The sequence below is a fragment of the Kribbella sp. CA-293567 genome, assembly GCF_027627575.1.
GTDB lineage: Bacteria > Actinomycetota > Actinomycetes > Propionibacteriales > Kribbellaceae > Kribbella.
The window spans coordinates 4,490,768-4,509,144 of sequence record NZ_CP114065.1 but is presented as its reverse complement, the minus strand read 5'-3'; the positions used below and the strand labels follow the sequence as shown (position 1 = coordinate 4,509,144).

Here is an 18,377-nt window from a genome sequence, read left to right as displayed (position 1 = left end):
CCCCCCAGTACGGGTGGGTTGCCCCCCGGTACGGGTGGGTTACCCCCGGTACGGGTTATCCCCCGGTACGGGTGGTCACCCCCAGTACGGGTGGGTTACCCCCGGTTCGTACCGGGGGTAACCCACCTCCGCCCGGGGTAACCACCCCACTCGAGTGCGGCGCGACAGCGAACTTCTGCGGGGACGGGCTGAACCGCGCGCCGTGATGCCTTCCGTTTGATTCCGCGCAATAGGTTGGAGCCTGTGTCTGGACCGCTGGTGACAAGGGCCCGGCTCCGCAAAGCGGCGCCGTGGGGTGCGCTGGTACTGCTCTGGCTGGTGGTGTCGGCCTCGGTCGGGCTGCTCGGTTTCGGCAACGACTCCGAGCGGGTCACCATCGGCGCGCACGCCGCCAACGTCTCGCCGAGTTTCGACGGGCACGCGACGCTCGACCTCGGCGCGGTACTGCCGCGGCTGCGGTTGCCGACCGATCTGCCGGGCGGTCTCGGGATCAACATCGACATCCAGGAGACCGACGCCGACAACCTGAACGAGCTGCTCACCCGGGACGCGTTGATCGCCTCCCAGCCCGACGGTGAGATCGCCCGCATCCGCGAGGTGATCCGCGAGATGGCGGTCGACAACGCGGTCGCGGGCGCCGGCTCGGGACTGCTGGTCGCGGTGGTGGTGGCGACCGCCTGGGCGATGGTCGGCCCGCGTCGCCGCCGCGAGCTCTGGGTCGCGGTACACAACTCCGAACGCCGGGTCCAGCACCGCGCGATCGTCGTCCTGGTGGCGATGCTGATCACGATCGCCTCGATCTTCGGGCCGGGCCGGATGCGGACCCCGGAGACGCCGCCGACCGAGTGGCAGCCGCTGTCCAAGCTGCTGCCCGAACTGTCCTTCGACGAGCGGCTGAAGACCGTCGAGGTCGCCTCCGGCTTCTCCACCACCGGCGGGATCGGGATCATCAAGACCGCGGTCGAGACCTACGAGCGGTCGACCGAGTTCTACGGGCAGCTCCGCGACCGGGTCAGCCGGGTGGGCGGCCGGATCCACCAGGCGGCGGAGGGGGAGACCATCGCGCTGCTGGTCTCGGACCGGCACGACAACATCGGGATGGACCCGTTCGCCGCCGAGGTCGCCAAGGTGGCCGGCGCGAAGGTGCTGATCGACGCCGGCGACGACTCGTCGTCGGGGCAGGCGTGGGAGGTGTTCAGCATCAACTCGCTGGCGCAGCACTTCCGGGACCTCAAGGTGGTCGCGGTCGCGGGCAACCACGACGCCGGCGGGCACATCGAGGACGCGATGCGGAAGAACAAGTTCACCGTGCTCGACAGCAAGCCGGTGGAGATCGAGGGGATTCGCTTCCTGGGCGACAGCGACCCGACCCGGACCGGTCTCGGCAGCGCCGACAGCGCGGGCGACGAGACCATCGCGGAGCAGTCCAAGCGGCTGGCCGACGTGGCCTGCGACCAGCCGGAGGACGAGCCGATCTCGACCATGCTCGTCCACGATCCGTCGTCTTTCCAGGACACCGCCAGCCGGGGATGCGCGTCGTTGCTGCTGTCCGGGCACCTGCATCGGCAGGTCGGGCCGGACACCAAGACGGTCGGCGGGCGATCAGTCACGACCTTCACCAACGGGACTACCGGCGGAGCGGCGTACGCGTTCGCTCTGGGGTACACGCTGCGGCGGCCGGGCCAGGTCACGCTGGTGACGTACGTGAAGGGCCGGCCGACCGGGCTGCAGACGGTGGTCGCGGAGCTGACCGGCGAGGTCACCGTTGGTCCGTACAAGCCGCTTCCCGCCTGAACCGGTCGTTGACCGGGCAGTAACAGGGGGCGGACCACCGGCGCAGTGGTCTTGTAGGAGTAGGGTTTTGTGACGTGCGTCGCGCAAAGATCGTTTGTACGCTCGGCCCGGCTACGGCCGCCCCGGAGCGCATCCTGGAACTCGTCCAAGCTGGTATGGACGTCGCTCGGCTGAACCTGAGCCACGGCGCCCACGCCGAGCACGAGCGCATCTACCACCGGATTCGCGCTGCAGCAGAGGAGACCGGCAAGAACGTCGGCATCCTCGTCGACCTGCAGGGCCCGAAGATCCGGCTGGCGGAGTTCGCCGAAGGCAAGGTCACGCTGACCTACGGCGAGCGCTTCACCATCACCAACCGGGAGGTTCCCGGTGACGTCACCATCTGCGGTACGACGTACCACGGACTGCCCGGCGACGTCAGCCCCGGTGATCAGCTGCTCATCGACGACGGCCGCATCGCCCTGGTCGCCGAGGAGGTGACCGAGACCGACGTGATCTGCCGCGTGCAGGTCGGCGGCCCGGTGTCGAACAACAAGGGCATCAACCTGCCAGGCGTCACGGTGAGTGTGCCGGCGATGTCCGAGAAGGACGCGGAGGACCTGCGCTGGGCGCTGCACCTGCCGGCCGACATGATCGCGCTGTCGTTCGTGCAGCGCGCGGCCGACATCCAGGCCGTGCACAAGATCATGCAGGAGGAGGGTCACCGGGTGCCGGTGATCGCCAAGATCGAGAAGCCGCAGGCGGTCGCCAACCTGGACGAGATCATCGAGGCCTTCGACGGCTTCATGGTCGCCCGCGGTGACCTCGGCGTGGAGCTCCCGCTGGAGGAGGTCCCGCTGGTGCAGAAGCTGATCATCGACCAGGCCCGGCTGAACGCGAAGCCGGTGATCGTCGCCACCCAGATGCTGGAGTCGATGATCTCCGCGCCGCGGCCGACCCGGGCCGAGGCGTCCGACGTCGCCAACGCCGTCCTCGACGGCGCCGACGCGGTGATGCTGTCCGGTGAGACCAGCGTCGGCCGGTTCCCGATCGAGACCGTCAAGACGATGGGCCGGATCGTGGCGTCGACCGAGCAGCACGGCCTCGGCCGGGTCGCCGAGATCGACTGGGAGCCCCGCACCAAGGGCGGCGTGATCGCCAAGGCGGCGGCCGACGTCGCCGAGCGAATGGAAGCGAAGTACCTGGTCGCCTTCACCCAGAGTGGCGACACCGCCCTGCGCCTGGCCCGCTACCGCACCGAGATCCCGGTCCTGGCCTTCACCCCGGTCCCGTCGGTCAGCGCCTGGCTGAGCGTCGTCTGGGGCATCGAGACCCACATCGTCCCGACCGTCGAGCACACCGACGACATGGTCCGCCAGGTCGACCAGCGCCTGCTGGAACTCGGCAAGCTGCAGAAGGGCGACCTGGTCGTCATCGTGGCCGGCTCCCCGCCCAGCATCCCCGGCTCCACCAACGCCCTGCGCGTCCACCGCATGGGCGACGCCATCGGCGGCATAGCCCCGGCGTACCGCGACTGACCCGATCCAGAGCTACAGCCGAAGCGGCCGGTCACCCGACCGGCCGCTTCGGTCGTTCGTCGTGCCGGCGGGTGACTAAGAGTAGTTGGTGATGAGGGAGCCGGCGCGACACGGTGGATCGGGAAGGGGCCGATAGCGGGATCCGGCCCTCGTACCGCTAAAGTTCTTCTGCGACCTCGCCGGGTTGGTGGAATGGCAGACACGACGGACTCAAAATCCGTTGCTCGCAAGGGCGTGTGGGTTCGAATCCCACACCCGGCACAGAAATGTCGGTGGCCGGCGCCACCATGAGGTATGCCGCACTTTCGGTCTCAGGAGACCGTCGACTCCGCGTTGCGCATGTCCGACGCCGGGGTGAGCGACCGGGTCAACGCCCAGATTCATGAGGTCGCGGTCAAGACGATCAAACGGTGGCGGCGGCAGTACCAGGAGCTGGGGCTGCCTAGGGGGCAAGGGTTTCGGCCGACGCCGTGTCCTCGGTGCGATGGGGCCGACCTCGATGAGGCGGCGTACGCGCTGCTGTTGGGGTGGTATCTGGGCGATGGGTCCATTGCCGAGGCGCGACGGGAAGTGTTCACACTCCAGATCGCGAACGACGATCGGTATCCGGAGTTGACTCAGGAGATCGCCGCGACGATGCGGATGGTCAAGCCGACGGGTAGCCCGTGTCTGAGGGGCAGTAAGACGGCGAGCTATACGCGGATCGAGGTGCGGTGGAAGCACTGGCCGTGTCTGTTTCCTCAGCATGGGCCGGGGCGGAAGCATCTGCGGAGGATCGAGCTGGCGGGCTGGCAGCAGGAGATAGTTGCCAAGTACCCCGAACAGCTGGTGCGGGGGCTGTTCCATTCGGACGGCTGCCGCTTCGTCAACTGGGCGAGCAAGCCGACGGTGGATGGTGGGACGAAGCGCTACCACTACATCCGTTACATGTTCTCGAACGAGTCCGACGACATCCGGAACATACTCACGGATGCCTTGGATTTATTGGGTATTCCCTGGCGGAAGCCCCGGGTGAACGTGGTTGCCGTCAGCCGTAGAGCGGGAGTCGACGCGCTGGATCGGTTTGTCGGCGGCAAGAGCTGAGGCCGGGCTCGATAAGGTGAGGCGTGTGAATGCTAAGCGGGTCGTGATTGCCGAGGACGAAGCTCTGATCCGGATGGATCTGGCCGAGATGCTGGCCGAGGAGGGGTACGACGTGGTCGGCCAGGCCGGGGACGGCGAGGAGGCCATCCGGCTGGCGATCGAGCATCGGCCGGATCTGGTGATCCTCGACGTCAAGATGCCGAAGCTGGACGGGTTGAGCGCGGCGGAGAAGATCGCGGGGGAGCGGATCGCGCCGGTGCTGATGCTGACGGCGTTCTCGCAGCGCGAGCTGGTCGAGCGGGCCCGGGACGCGGGCGCGATGGCCTATCTGGTGAAACCGTTCTCCAAAGCCGATCTGCTGCCGGCGATCGAGATCGCCGCTTCCCGGTACGTCGAACTGGCCGAGCTCGAGCGCGAGGTCGCCGATCTGTCGGAGCGGCTGGAGACGCGCAAGCTGGTCGACCGGGCCAAGTCGGTGCTGCAGACCAAGTTCGGGCTGTCCGAGCCGGACTCGTTCCGGTGGATCCAGAAGACCGCGATGGACAAGAGAGTCTCCATGCGGCAGGTCGCCGAGCTGGTGGTCGACGAGGCGGGTAGTGACGGCTGAATCACTCTCTGTCCACCCGGATCGGGCCCGGAAGCAGCGTTAACAGTCGTCACTGGTGCTCATGCTGCTTACGGGGGTAACGACCTCACAACACACGCTGCGTGACGTTCGCTTGTGGTGCGTCCGGAGGTCTAACCTGCGGGTGCTCGCGGCATTCGCGGGAGTCCGGGGGTTCGCTCGGACTATCCAGACATGGGAGGAACAGTGCAGCAGCGTTCCGTAGTACGGGTCGGCGCGTCGCTGATCGTTGCGTCGTTGGCCCTGACTGCCTGCGGTTCACGCAGCGGCGACGACAACGGTGGTGGCTCCGACAGCTCGACGAAGACCGCCAAGATCGGCGTCATCGCGCCTCTGTCCGGAGACCTGTCGGCGCTGGGTCTGGGTATCCAGCACTCGGTCGAGCTGGCCGTCAAGCAGGCCAACGACAGCAACGCGATCCCGGGCTGGAAGCTCGAGGTCGACGCGAAGGACGACGAGGCCAAGCCCGACGTCGGCAAGAACGCCGCCACCGCGCTCGCCTCCGACGCGAACGTGATCGGCGTCGTCGGCACCCTGAACACCAGCACCAGCCAGCAGGTCCAGCCGGTCCTCGCGCCGAAGAACATCGTCCAGGTCTCCCCGGCCAACACCGGCCCCGGTCTGACCCAGGGCGCCGACTGGCAGAAGAACCCGAAGCGGCCGTACCCGACGTACTTCCGCACCTGCACCACGGACGCGGTCCAGGGCCCGTTCGCGGCGCGCTACCTGTTCGAGACGGCCAAGATCACCAAGGTCGCCACGATCCACGACAAGAAGGCGTACGGCCAGGGCCTGGCCGGCACCTTCACCGAAGAGTTCAAGAAGCTGGGCGGTCAGGTCGTAGCGGCCGAGACCATCAACCCCGACGACGCGCAGTTCACCGCGGTCATCTCGGCGATCAAGCCCTCGGCCCCGCAGGCCGTGTACTACGGCGGCGAGTACCCGCAGGCCGGTCCGCTGTCGCAGCAGATGAAGGCCGCCGGCCTGAACGTCCCGCTGATGGGTGGCGACGGCATCTACGACCCCAAGTTCATCCAGCTGGGTGGTAAGAGCAGCACCAACGACCTGGCCACCTCGGTCGGTGCGCCGGTCGACACGCTGCCCTCGGCCAAGAAGTTCGTCGAGGACTACAACGCGGCCGGCTTCAAGGAGCCCTACGCCGCGTACGGCGGCTACTCCTACGACGCGGCCAACGCGATCATCAACGCACTGAAGACCTCCCTGAAGGACGCCAAGGACGTCGAGTCGGCCCGCCAGGCCACCGTCGATGCCCTCGGCAAGGTCTCCTTCGACGGCGTCACCGGCAAGGTCTCCTTCGACCAGTACGGTGACACCACTTCCAAGGTGCTGACCGTCTACAAGGTCGACGCCGCCAAGTGGGCGACGGTCGAGACCAAGGACTTCGAGACCAAGTAGTCGACCTCATGACCCCGGGGGTGGGACGCCGAAACGTCCCACCCCCGTGGCATGTCGAAAACTAAGTCAGTTGGGAGGTCGACGTGGACCAGTTCTTTCAGCAGCTCGTGAACGGGCTGACTCTCGGATCGCTGTACGCCTTGATCGCGGTCGGGTACACCGTCGTCTACGGCATCGTGCAGCTCATCAACTTCGCCCATGGCGAGGTCTTCATGATCGGTGCGTTCGGCGCACTGACGACGTACCTGTTGTTCTTCGACGGCCAGACCGGCCTGTGGATCCTGCCGGTCATGCTGATCGGTGCCGTCATCGCCTCGGTGGGAACCGCGGTGCTGATGGAACGTGTCGCGTACCGTCCCCTGCGGAACGCGCCACGGCTGGCACCGCTGATCACCGCGATCGGCATCTCGGTGTTCCTGCAGGAGTTCGTCCGGATCTTCTACGAACGCCCGAACTGGACCGTGCCGGTGCTGGTGGCGCTCTCGGTCGGCGTGGCCTGGGTGGTCGCCGCCCGGCTCACCACCGTGTCGCTGAACCACCCGATCACCAAGTGGCAGGACCGTGAGCCGCTGATCGTGGCCGCGGTGGTCGCCACCGTGATCTGGGCCGGTGCCCGGCTGTCGGCTCCCGACCTGTCGTTCCTGGTCTCGGCCGGTGTCGTCGTCGGCGGTGTCGTGCTCGGTACGGCGGCCGGCTTCCTGGTCGCCCGCCTTCGGGGCGGCGCCACGCGTTCGCAGGCGCTGACCAGGTCACTGGTCGCGATCACCGCGGTGTCGACGGTGCTGATGGAACTCGGCTGGCTGATCTACAAGGAACTGATCGCCTCCATCGAGTGGCCCAGCGCGAAGCAGCGGATCCCGTTCCCGCAGATCGACGTGGTGACCGGCCAGGCCCTCCAGGTCGGCGGCGTCACCATCCAGCGCTCGGCGGTCTTCACGATCCTGGCGCTGGCGATCTGCTCGGTGCTGCTGTGGTACTTCATCAACCGCACCCGGCTCGGCCGGGGCATGCAGGCGGTCTCGCAGGACCCGGACACCGCCCGGCTGATGGGGATCAACGTCGACCGGATCATCGTGGTCGCCTTCGCGCTCGGCGCGGCGCTGGCCGCGGTGGCGGGGATCTCGCAAGGCTTCCAGAACAACAACATCGAGTTCCGGATGGGCTTCCTGGCCGGCCTGAAGGCGTTCACCGCCGCCGTGCTGGGCGGGATCGGCAACATCCAGGGCGCCCTGCTGGGTGGTCTGGTGCTCGGCGTGGTCGAGACCCTCGCCACGCAGTACATCCCCGGTCAGTTCGGCGGTAGTTCCTGGAAGGACGTCTGGGCCTTCGCCATCCTGATCCTGGTACTGGTCTTCCGGCCGCAAGGTCTTCTCGGAGCAAGGGTGGTGGACCGCGCATGAGCAACGACCTGACCACGCGCACCCCCGCGCCGACCGCGGCCTGGCCGCTCGGCCTGGCCGGTGTGGCGCTGGTGATCGCCGGATCGTTCCTGTCGTGGAGCTACGACGGTTCGATCCTCGGCGACCTGTCGATCAACTTCTTCCCCGGCTCGCTGCAGATCCTCACGATCATCCTGGCGGTGCTGGCGCTGATCCTGCTGCTGGCCGAGAAGGGCCCGTTGCAGAACGGGCTCGGCCGCTGGCTGGACGCGACCCTGGGCCTGCGGGTGCTCGGCCTGGTGCTGACGCTGTACATGGTGATGGTGCTGGCCGCCATCTCGCTGGAGTCCGACGGGCTGATCAACGTCAACCCGGGTGGCTACGTCAGCCTGGCCGGCGCGCTCCTGCTGCTGGTCGGTTCGCGGATGCTGCCGCTGCGGCAGTTGCACGACCTCAGCCGGGCGAGACTGCCCGGCTGGGTGGAGATCCTCGCCATCTCGCTGATGATGGCGGCGATCCTGTTCGGCGCCGCGTTCTCGCTGGGCCTGACCGACGCCTGGTCGTTCGTGCTCTGCCTGGTCTTCATCGGCGGCGTGATCACGGTGCTGTTCCGGACCGGGGTGATGAGCTGGTTCGGCCACGTCGCGCAGCGGCACAAGAAGGTGCTGACACTGGCCGCCTTCGCGGTGGCGTTCTTCTTCCCCTTCACCCAGGGCGGGTCGGACGCGAACATGTCGATCGCGACCCAGGTGCTGATCTTCGCGGCCACCGCGATGGGCCTGAACATCGTCGTCGGTCTGGCCGGTCTGCTCGACCTGGGCTACATCGCCTTCCTCGGCTCCGGCGCGTACGTCGCCGCGATGCTGTCGGAGTCGGCGTTCGCGACCATCGACTGGCACCCGCCGTTCCCGGTCGTGGTACTGATCGGTGGCTGCGTGGCCGCCACCCTGGGCCTGATCATCGGTTCGCCGACGCTGCGGGTCTCGGGTGACTACCTGGCCATCGTGACGCTGGGCTTCGGTGAGATCTTCCGGCTGGCGATGTTCAACCTGGACGGCACCAACGGTCCGCTGCTGACCAACGGCCCGAACGGTATCCCCGCCATCCCGGAGCTCCAGGTCGGCAGCTTCAACTTCGGCGACGAGCACACCGTCGCCGGCCTCGAGCTCGGCCGCTTCTCGAACTACTACTTCCTGCTGCTGATCCTGATCGGCTTCGTCATCCTGGTCTTCGCCCGGCTGAACGACAGCCGGATCGGCCGCGGCTGGGTCGCCATCCGCGAGGACGAGAAGGCCGCCGAGGCGATGGGCGTGAACGTCTTCGGGCTGAAGATCCTGGCGTTCGTGATCGGTGCGTTCCTGGCCGGTCTGGCCGGCACGATCAAGGCGCACCAGGACGTTGCCGTCAGCCCCGACCAGTACATCTTCCTGGAGTCGGCGTTCCTGCTCGCGGCGGTCGTGCTCGGCGGTATGGGCACCATCGCCGGCGTGCTGCTGGGCGCGACCATCCTGAAGCTGCTGCCGGAGAAGCTGCGGTTCTTCTCGGAGTACCGGCTGCTGCTGTTCGGGTTGCTGCTGGTGCTGATGATGCGGTTCCGGCCCGAGGGGCTGGTGGCCAGCAGGCGACGGCAGCTGGAGTTCCACGAAGAGGACGAGGAGCTCGCGGTGGCCATCGAGAACGAACTGGTCGAGGAGGCGAAATGACCGTCACCGACGAAACAGCCAAGACCGCTCCGGTCTTCGGTGCAACGGTGCTGGAGGCCACCGGCGTGACCATGCGGTTCGGTGGTCTGCTGGCGGTCAACGACGTGAACCTGACCGTCCGCGAGGGCGAGATCGTCGGCCTGATCGGCCCGAACGGGGCCGGCAAGACGACCTTCTTCAACTGCCTGACCGGGCTGTACAAGCCGACCAGCGGGGTGGTCCGGTTCGCCGGTACGCCGCTGCCGCCCAAGCCGCGGGCGGTCGTCAAGGCGGGAATGGCCCGGACGTTCCAGAACATCCGGCTGTTCGCGAACATGACCGCGCTGGAGAACGTGATGGTCGGCCGCTACTGCCGGACCAGCGCGGGCGCGCTCACCTCGGTCCTGCGCGGGCCGAAGTTCCGGCGCGAGGAGAAGGCCACCCGGGCCCGGGCCCAGGAGCTGCTGGACTTCGTCGGGCTCGGCCGGTCCGCCGAGCACCTGGCCCGCAACATGCCCTACGGCGACCAGCGGCGGCTCGAGATCGCCCGCGCGCTGGCCACCGACCCGAAGCTCATCCTGCTGGACGAGCCGACGGCGGGGATGAATCCGCAGGAGACCAAGCAGGCCAGTGACCTGATCTTCAAGATCCGGGACTCCGGTCTGTCGGTGGTGGTGATCGAGCACGACATGCGCTTCATCTTCAACCTGTGCGACCGGGTGCTCTGCCTGGTCCGCGGCGAGGCCCTGATCGAGGGCAGCCCGGGTGAGGTGCAGTCCGACCCGCGCGTGATCGAGGCTTACATCGGAACGGGCGACGACGACGACGAGGACGAGGTGGACGTCAGCTCGGCCCACCTCCAGGACAGCACCGTCGCCGAGCAGGAGGGCAAGCCATGACCGCGATGCTCGAGGTCCGGGACCTGGAAGTTGCCTACGGCAAGATCGTGGCCGTCAAGCGGATCAGCTTCTCGGTCGAGCAGGGCCAGGTCGTCTCGCTGATCGGCACCAACGGTGCCGGCAAGACGACCACCCTGCGGACCATCTCCGGGCTGATCCGTCCGACCCACGGCGAGATCCTCTTCCAGGGTCAGCGGATCGACCAGACGCCGGCCCACGAGATCGTCACGATGGGCCTGGCGCACTCACCGGAGGGCCGGCGGATCTTCCCCCGGCTGTCGGTGGAGGAGAACCTGCTGCTCGGCGCGTTCTCCCGCAACGACCACGCGGCGATCCGCAAGGACCTGCAGGCGGCGTACGACCTGTTCCCGATCCTGGGGGAGCGCCGCAAGCAGCCGTCCGGAACGTTCTCCGGTGGTGAGCAGCAGATGCTGGCGATGGGCCGCGCGATGATGAGCAAGCCCAAGCTGCTGATGCTGGACGAGCCGTCGATGGGGTTGTCGCCGATCATGATGAAGCGGATCATGTCGACGGTCACCGAGCTGCAGAAGCAGGGCACCACCATCCTGCTGGTCGAGCAGAACGCCCAGGCGGCGCTCAAGCGGGCCGACTACGGCTACGTGCTCGAGGTGGGCAAGATCGTGCTGGCCGGCTCGGGCCGGGAGTTGTTGGTCAACGACGACGTGCGCAAGGCGTACCTCGGCGAGGACTAGCGTTCGCCGTACGAGAAGTTGCTCGGAGCCCCGGTCGCGAGACCGGGGCTCCTTGCCGTTGACAACGAATCAGTTGCGGACGGCCACCAGGAGCTGGACCAGCAGCGGCGCCACGACCAGGGCCGGCAGCAGGTCGGCGACCGCGATCTGCTTGATCTTCAGCAGCCGGAGGGCGACACCGATCAGCAGCAGGCCGCCAGTGGCTCCCAGAGCGATCACATGGGCCTCGGGCAACACATCACCCAGTACTGCGCCGACGGCCGTCATCAGCCCCTGGATGACCAGCACGACCAGTGCGGAGGCGGCCACGCCCCACCCCAGCGAGGCGGCGAAGGCGATCGAGGCGAAGCCGTCCAGCACGGCCTTGAGCAACAACTGATCGGCACCGCGCCCCAGCCCGTCGGACAGCGCGCCCAGGAACGTCAACGGGCCGACGCAGAACACCATCGACGCCGTCACGAAACCCTCGACGAAGGTGCTCTCGCCGTCACCCCGGCTGAACCGCCGCTGCAGCCAGGCACCGAACCCCTCCAGCCGCTGCTCGATCCGCAGCAGCGATCCGGTGATCCCGCCGATCAGCATCGCGCCGAGCACGATCAGTACCGGCGCGCTGTCGCCGACCGCGTCGCTCAGGGCCGCTTCGCCCACGGTGAGTGCCGACGTGATCGCGATCAGCAGGGTGACCAGACCGAGCGCGTCGGTGACCAGGTCCCGGGTCCGGTGACTCAACCGATGGCCGATGAGTACGCCGAGTGCCGAGCCGACGAGGACCGTCGCGACGTTCACGACAGTACCGATTCCGATGAACAAACCTGGTCTCCTGATTCGGTGCGCGGCCGGCCCGGCGTGGGTGGGTCACAGCTTTGCAAGTGACTCCGGAAGCCCTACTGTTGCGCGGGGGATGAGCGTATCGGCTCAGAGCCGTTCACCTCGGGGGTGGAGCAGAAATCTAGGAGGGCCACGTGGCACCAGCCATCGAGGTGCGCGACGCCCGCCCCGACGACGCCGAAGCTCTGGTCACGCTGTGGCGGGAGATGGCGGTCGGGACCGGACACCAAGCCCGGTTGCTGGCGGCGCCGTCCGTGCAGTCCGCCGAGGCGTCGGTGCGCAAGCACGCGCTGGATCCGGCCGGCCGGCTGGTGGTCGGCGAGATCGACGGGGTGCTGGGCGGAATGGCCTATCTGCGCCAGACCCCGATCAGCCCGTTGCACGACGAGGTCACCGTGACGGTCGAGTACCTGCACGTCAGCGACCACGCCCGCCGGCACGGCCTGGGCAAGGCGCTGATCGCCGAGGCCGCGGCCTGGGCCGAGCACGAGAACTGCCCGCACCTGGCCGTCGTCGCGCCGCCCGTCGCCCGTGAGGCGAACCGGTTCCTGGCCCGGCTGGGCCTCGGGCAAGCCGGCGTACTGCGCTTCGCGAGCACCCACACCGTACGGCGCAGGCTCGCGGCCGAGCACGCGCCGAACCTGCTGGCCCTGCTGTCGTCCCGCCGTTCCGTGATGGCCCGCCGCGCGCAGCTGGCCCGGTCGCCGATGACCGGCGGTCACGACGACGCGGAGTTCGGCGACGTGGACCGCGAGCAGGTCACGCTCCCGGCGGCGCCTGAATCAGCTGGCAAGTGATCCGCGCGGTACAGACCCGCTTGTCCCGGTCGTCGGTGATGACGATCTCGTACGACGTGGTGGTCCGGCCGAGGTAGACCGGCGTGGCCACACCGGTGACGACGCCGTCGCGAACCGCCCGGTGGTGGGTCGCGTTGATGTCGACGCCGACCGCCACCTTCCCGTACGCCGAGGCGTGCAGCGCGGAGCCGATCGAGCCGAGACTCTCGGCCAGCACACAGGACGCGCCGCCGTGCAGCAACCCGTACGGCTGGACGTTTCCCTTGACGGGCATGGTCGCGACGACCCGGTCCGGGGTCGCCTCGGTCACCACGATGCCCATCAACTCGAGCAGCGTCCCCTCCGTCCCCATTCCCGGCGGCAGGTCGGCGGCTGTGTTCTCGTCACTCATGACAGCAGGCTACGTGAGCCTCCGTGCGTGCAGAAACTGTCCGTGGGGTCCACTAGAGTCTTTCCGTGGCTCCTGAAACAGACTCCCCGACGATGACCAAGGATCCGGCGACGCCGGTGGGCGACTCCACCGCGCGACCGCGGCTCCTGCTGCTGGACGGGCACTCGCTCGCGTACCGCGCCTTCTACGCGCTACCGGTGGACAACTTCTCCACCAGCACCGGTCAGCACACCAACGCGGTGTACGGGTTCACCTCGATGCTGATCAACATGCTCCGCGACGAGCAGCCGACCCACATCTGTGTCGCGTTCGACGTGTCCCGCAAGACCTTCCGCGCCGAGCAGTACACGGAGTACAAGGCCGGCCGGTCGAAGTCCCCGGACGAGTTCAAGGGGCAGGTCTCGCTGGTCAAGGAGGTGCTGGAGGCGCTCCGCATCCCGACCACCGAGATCGACGGCTGGGAGGCCGACGACATCATCGCCACCCTCGCGACCCAGGGGGACGAGCGGGGCTTCGAGGTGCTGATCAGCTCCGGCGACCGCGACTCGTTCCAGCTGATCAACGACAACGTGACGGTGCTGTACCCCAAGCGCGGCGTCTCCGAGATCGCCCGGATGGACGCGGCCGCGGTCGAGGCAAAGTACGGCATCCCCCCGCGGCTCTACCCGGACTTGGCCGCGCTGGTGGGGGAGAAGAGCGACAACCTGCCCGGCGTTCCCGGCGTCGGCGACAAGACCGCCGCGAAGTGGCTGAACCAGTTCGGTTCGCTGAACGACCTGATCGACCGGGTCAACGAGATCAAGGGCAAGGCCGGGGAGTCGCTGCGCGAACACCTGTCCGACGTGATCCGGAACCGGCAGATCAACGAGCTGGTCCGCGACCTGACCCTGGACGTCTCGGTCGACGACCTGGTCCGGCACCCGTGGGACCGCGACAAGGTGCACACCTTGTTCGACAGCTTGGAGTTCCGGGTACTGCGCGAGCGGCTGGTGGCCGAGCACGAGCAGGTCGAGGAGACGATCGAAGACGGGTTCGACCTCGACGGTTCGCAGCTGAAGCCGGGTGAGGTCGGTGCCTGGATCAAGGAGCACGTCTCCACCGGCGCCCGCACCGGCGTCGCCGTCCAGGGCAGCTGGGGCCGGGGGACCGGCGAGATCACCGGCCTCGCGCTGGCCACGTCGTCGGGCGCGGCGGCCTGGTTCGACCCGGCCGCGCTGACGCCGGACGACGACGCGGCCTGGCAGGCCTGGCTGGCCGACAAGAACCAGCCGAAGGCGCTGCACGACGCGAAGGGTCCGCTGCTCGGCTTCCTGGAGCGCGGCTGGTCGCTCGGCGGGCTCACCTCCGACACCCAGCTCAGCGCGTACCTGGCCCGTCCGGACCAGCGGTCGTACGACCTGGCCGACCTGACAGTGCGGTACCTGAAACGCGAACTGCGCACCGAGGAGGTCGAGAACGGTCAGCTCAGCTTCGACGACGTCGAGGGCGGCCCGGCCGCCGACGCGACGATGCTGCGCGCCCGGGCGATCGCCGATCTGGCCGACACGCTCGACGAGGAGCTGGAGAAGCAGGCCGGTACGGCGCTGCTGGCCGACGTCGAGCTGCCGCTGATCGACGTGATCGCGGGGCTCGAGCGGGACGGCATCTCGGTCGACCGGACCTACCTGGAGGAGCTCGAGGCGAGGTTCGCCACTGGCGTCCGGGAAGCGGCCACGGCGGCGTACGAGGTGATCGGCAAGGAGATCAACCTCGGCTCGCCCAAGCAACTGCAGGTGGTGCTGTTCGACGAGCTGCAGATGCCGAAGACCAAGCGCACCAAGACCGGCTACACGACCGACGCGGACTCGCTGCAGTCGCTGTTCGAGAAGACCGAGCACCCCTTCCTGGCCTACCTGCTGGCCCACCGGGACGCGACCCGGCTGCGGCAGACGGTCGAGGGACTGCTGAAGACGATCAGCCCGGTCGACGCGCGGATCCACACCACGTTCAACCAGACGATCGCGGCGACCGGGCGGCTGAGCTCGACCGACCCGAACCTGCAGAACATCCCGATCCGGACCGAGGAAGGCCGCCGGATCCGGGAGGCGTTCGTGGTCGGCGAGGGGTTCGAGGCGCTGATGTCGGCCGACTACAGCCAGATCGAGATGCGGATCATGGCGCACGTGTCGGAGGACCAGGGGCTGATCGACGCCTTCAACTCCGGGATGGACTTCCACTCGGTGACGGCGGCGCGGGTCTTCTCGGTGGAGCCGGGGGCGGTGACGCAGGAGATGCGCGCCAAGATCAAGGCGATGAACTACGGCCTGGCGTACGGCCTGTCCGCGTACGGGTTGAGCCAGCAGCTGAAGATCGGCGTGGACGAGGCCAAGGGCCTGATGGACGAGTACTTCGAGGGCTTCGGCGGTGTCCGCGACTACCTGCGCAGCATCGTGATCGAAGCCGGCAAGAGCGGCTACACCGAGACGATCCTCGGTCGCCGGCGCTACCTGCCCGACCTGACCAGCGACAACCGGCAGCGGCGCGAGATGGCCGAGCGGATGGCGCTGAACGCCCCGATCCAGGGGTCGGCCGCCGACGTGATCAAGCTGGCGATGCTGAAGGTGGACGCGTCGCTGAAGTCGTCCGGGCTGAAGTCCCGGATGCTGCTGCAGGTGCACGACGAACTGGTCTTCGAGATCGCGCCGGGCGAGCGCGAAGCGCTGGAGGAGCTGGTCCGCCGGGACATGGGCGCGGCGGTCGAGATGACCGTCCCGCTGGACGTCTCGGTCGGCGTCGGCCGCACCTGGCACGAGGCCGCCCACTAGGTCGATCCAGGCTCGTGACGAGACGACCTGCTGGGTGATCACCCGGCAGGTCGTCCTGCGTTTCAGCGGATGAAATGTGGTTGGTCGCCGGCGGTCTTGGCCTGGGCGATCACGGCGAGACTGTGCTCGGGCAGCGGTGGCAGGTCGTCGAGGGGGAACCAGGCGACCTCCAGGTTCTCGTCGTCGTTCACCCGGGCTTCGCCACGGACGGCGTGGCAGTGGAACGTCAGATCGAGGAACTGGACCTGGTCGCCGTTGGGATAGCAGCTCGGCGGCAGCGTCTCGATGCTGAGCAGGCGGACGATCTCCGCCTCGACGCCGGTCTCCTCCTCGATCTCGCGCAGCAGTCCGGGAGCCGGCTGCTCGCCCGGCTCGAGGATCCCGGCCGGTAACGACCACCGGCCGGTGTCGCGCCGGCGGGCCAGCAGGATGCGTTCTTCGTCGTCCAGGACGACCCCGGTGATGCCGGTCAGCCAGAGCAGGTCGTGCCCGATCTTCTCGCGCAGGTGAAGGATGAACTTCGGCGTCGTCATACCGCCGAGCCTAGAGGCCGGTGGAATTTCACGACCTGAAACAAGCACCGGGAAAGCGCTACCCCTTCCCTGGCCGGATGTTCTGTGCAATTCTGCCGGACAAGAATCCGAGATCCTATCGGATATCTCATCATCGGCATCAGGAGGCGGGATGTCAGAAGATCAAGCCCGGCAGGACGGAGTACGGCGGCGCTCGTTCGTCGCCGGAGCACTGGGAATCACCGCCGCAGCCAGTACAGGCGGAGTGCTGAGCGGTTGCAGTGCGAGCGAGGCGGCGGTGGGCGCGAGTCCCGACAGCCTCAGCGCCCCGGCCGCCCAACTCGGCGCGAAGAAGGCCGGAATCAACTACCCACCTGGGTACGTCGGACCGGTGGCCCGCGAGCAGCGCGCGATCGTCACCGAGCCGGTCACCTTCACGCTGGTCGTTCCGCAGAACCTGACGGTCGGCGACTGGTCCAAGAACGCCTTCACCCACTGGATGCAGCAGCAGACCGGGATCAGGATCGAGTTCCGCCAGGTGGCCGGCAACGGGGACGACCCGGAGACGATGACGAAGGTCAACGCGATGATGGCCGCCGGCGACATCCCGGACGCCTTCCTCGGCATCACCTTCACCCGCTCCCAGCTCTACCTGTACGGCGCGCAGAACCTGTTCGTCGACCTCGATCCCTACCTGGACAAGTACGCGCCGAACCTGCAGTCGGCGCTGAAGGACTATCCCGAGGCGCGCAAGCTGATGGTCTCGCCGGACAAGAGCATCTACAGCTTTCCCGACCTCAACGACTGCTACCACTGCCGCGCCTCCAACGGCCGGACCTTCCTCAACACCGACTGGATCCGCAAGGTCGGCCTGTCGATGCCGACGACGACCGGCGAGTTCCGCGAGCTGCTGACCGCGTTCAAGCGCGCGGATCCCGGCGGCCGCGGCCGGACGGTCCCGTTCGCCGGCTTCAAGGACGCACCGCTGGACACCTATTTCATGAACGCTTTCCTCTACAACCCCGGCGATCCCTGGCTGGTGGTCAACGACGGCAAGGTCGAGGCCAACTACGTCAAGGACGAGTGGCGCGAGGCGCTGAAGTACCTGCGCGGCCTGTACGCCGACGGCCTGCTGAACAAGGACGTCTTCACCGCCGACCAGGACCAGATGAACCGGTACGGCAACAATCCCGGGGCTCCGGTGATCGGCGGCGCGCGGGCCTACTACTGGGGCTCGTTCCTCACCATCGACCAGACCGACCCGAACGCGCGCTGGCACCAGTACGCGACCGTCCCGCCGCTAGAAGGGCCGAACGGCACCCGGTACGCCGCCTGGGACTACCTCAAGGTCGGCGTGGAGGTCTCCACCCTCGTCGTCACCCGCAAGTGCCGGCGCCCCGACCTGCTGGTCCGCTGGGCCGACTTCCAACTGGACCTCGAGGCAGTACTGCGCTCCTACGCCGGACCGGATTTCCGCTGGTCGGTCAAGGGCGACAAGGGCATCAACGGCAAGCAGTCCATCTACGGCTTCGACTCCACCTGGAACTCCGACGCCACCAAGGGCAAGACCTGGGACCAGTACGGCGTGATGTACCGCTCGGGCGACTTCCGCCTGTCCGAGCGGGTGGACCCCCGGAAGGCGACCTTCGAGTCGCCGCTCTACACCCAGACCCGGGACCAGCAGTTTCCCTACAAGCAACCGCTGGAGCTGCAGTTCCCGCCGGTCACCCTGGAGGCCGACCAGGCGGCGCAGGACGCGGAGATCGGGCTGAATCTCAAGGGTGAGGTGACCACCTCGCTGGCCAAGTTCGTCACCGGCAAGCTCGACCCGTCCGACGACCGGCAGTGGCGCGACTACACCGACCGCATCGGCAGGATCGGGCTGCGGCCCTATCTGGAGATCCAGCAGGCCGCCTACGAGACCTATCAGGGGTGAT

The 18,377-nt window shown here is 67.8% G+C and carries 15 protein-coding genes and 1 tRNA gene; 13 read left to right on the top strand and 3 right to left on the bottom strand.

Features of this window, described 5'->3' with window-relative positions; genetic code table 11:
* The first annotated feature begins 243 nt into the window (after positions 1-243).
* From OX958_RS20670 to OX958_RS20625, 10 genes are all read left to right on the top strand, one after another.
* Entirely contained in the window at positions 244-1,794 is a 1,551-nt protein-coding gene (locus OX958_RS20670) for a metallophosphoesterase family protein (RefSeq protein WP_270130662.1), read from the top strand.
* Between the two features lie 74 nt (positions 1,795-1,868).
* Positions 1,869-3,311: a pyruvate kinase gene (gene pyk / locus OX958_RS20665; protein WP_270130661.1), complete on the top strand. Its 1,443-nt coding sequence runs from the start codon at positions 1,869-1,871 to the stop codon at positions 3,309-3,311.
* Positions 3,312-3,489: 178 nt separating this feature from the next.
* Positions 3,490-3,572, top strand: a tRNA-Leu gene (locus tag OX958_RS20660).
* A 78-nt stretch (positions 3,573-3,650) separates the two neighbouring features.
* Positions 3,651-4,394 (top strand): transcriptional regulator, encoded by a 744-nt coding sequence (locus OX958_RS20655; RefSeq protein WP_270130660.1) that lies wholly within the window; start codon positions 3,651-3,653, stop codon positions 4,392-4,394.
* Between the two features lie 73 nt (positions 4,395-4,467).
* Complete coding sequence (locus OX958_RS20650; protein WP_270139114.1) at positions 4,468-5,001, top strand: ANTAR domain-containing response regulator; 534 nt, start codon at positions 4,468-4,470, stop codon at positions 4,999-5,001.
* A 192-nt stretch (positions 5,002-5,193) separates the two neighbouring features.
* Positions 5,194-6,435: a branched-chain amino acid ABC transporter substrate-binding protein gene (locus tag OX958_RS20645; protein ID WP_270130659.1), complete on the top strand. Its 1,242-nt coding sequence runs from the start codon at positions 5,194-5,196 to the stop codon at positions 6,433-6,435.
* 83 nt (positions 6,436-6,518) lie between these two features.
* Positions 6,519-7,835: a branched-chain amino acid ABC transporter permease gene (locus OX958_RS20640; RefSeq protein WP_270130657.1), complete on the top strand. Its 1,317-nt coding sequence runs from the start codon at positions 6,519-6,521 to the stop codon at positions 7,833-7,835.
* On the top strand, positions 7,832-9,517 hold the full coding sequence (locus OX958_RS20635) for a branched-chain amino acid ABC transporter permease (RefSeq protein ID WP_270130656.1): 1,686 nt from the start codon (positions 7,832-7,834) through the stop codon (positions 9,515-9,517). The genes OX958_RS20640 and OX958_RS20635 overlap by 4 nt, the downstream gene beginning before the upstream one ends.
* Positions 9,514-10,395: an ABC transporter ATP-binding protein gene (locus OX958_RS20630; RefSeq protein WP_270130654.1), complete on the top strand. Its 882-nt coding sequence runs from the start codon at positions 9,514-9,516 to the stop codon at positions 10,393-10,395. The genes OX958_RS20635 and OX958_RS20630 overlap by 4 nt, the downstream gene beginning before the upstream one ends.
* Positions 10,392-11,108, top strand: coding sequence for an ABC transporter ATP-binding protein (locus OX958_RS20625; protein ID WP_270130652.1), 717 nt, complete (start codon positions 10,392-10,394; stop codon positions 11,106-11,108). Before OX958_RS20630 ends, OX958_RS20625 begins: the two co-directional genes overlap by 4 nt.
* A gap of 69 nt (positions 11,109-11,177) precedes the next feature.
* Here OX958_RS20625 and OX958_RS20620 read toward each other — a convergent pair whose 3' ends face one another.
* On the bottom strand, positions 11,178-11,918 hold the full coding sequence (locus OX958_RS20620) for a DUF554 domain-containing protein (RefSeq protein WP_270130650.1): 741 nt from the start codon (positions 11,916-11,918) through the stop codon (positions 11,178-11,180).
* Positions 11,919-12,070: 152 nt separating this feature from the next.
* Here OX958_RS20620 and OX958_RS20615 point away from each other — a divergent pair, with 152 nt between their 5' ends.
* Positions 12,071-12,733 carry a GNAT family N-acetyltransferase gene (locus OX958_RS20615; RefSeq protein ID WP_270130648.1) on the top strand — a complete coding sequence of 221 codons (663 nt, stop codon included), beginning with the start codon at positions 12,071-12,073 and terminating at the stop codon, positions 12,731-12,733.
* On the opposite strand, the gene OX958_RS20610 is transcribed toward OX958_RS20615, so the two are convergent.
* Positions 12,696-13,124, bottom strand: coding sequence for a hotdog fold thioesterase (locus OX958_RS20610; RefSeq protein ID WP_270130646.1), 429 nt, complete (start codon positions 13,122-13,124; stop codon positions 12,696-12,698). The genes OX958_RS20615 and OX958_RS20610 overlap by 38 nt on opposite strands.
* A gap of 92 nt (positions 13,125-13,216) precedes the next feature.
* Here OX958_RS20610 and polA point away from each other — a divergent pair, with 92 nt between their 5' ends.
* Positions 13,217-15,928 carry a DNA polymerase I gene (gene polA, locus OX958_RS20605; RefSeq protein ID WP_270139113.1) on the top strand — a complete coding sequence of 904 codons (2,712 nt, stop codon included), beginning with the start codon at positions 13,217-13,219 and terminating at the stop codon, positions 15,926-15,928.
* Positions 15,929-15,990: 62 nt separating this feature from the next.
* Here polA and OX958_RS20600 read toward each other — a convergent pair whose 3' ends face one another.
* Positions 15,991-16,461, bottom strand: a complete 471-nt coding sequence (locus OX958_RS20600) for an NUDIX hydrolase (protein ID WP_270130644.1) — start codon at positions 16,459-16,461, stop codon at positions 15,991-15,993.
* Positions 16,462-16,612: 151 nt separating this feature from the next.
* On the opposite strand from OX958_RS20600, the gene OX958_RS20595 reads away from it, so the two are divergent.
* Positions 16,613-18,376 (top strand): extracellular solute-binding protein, encoded by a 1,764-nt coding sequence (locus OX958_RS20595; RefSeq protein ID WP_270130643.1) that lies wholly within the window; start codon positions 16,613-16,615, stop codon positions 18,374-18,376.
* The last annotated feature ends 1 nt before the right edge of the window (position 18,377 follow it).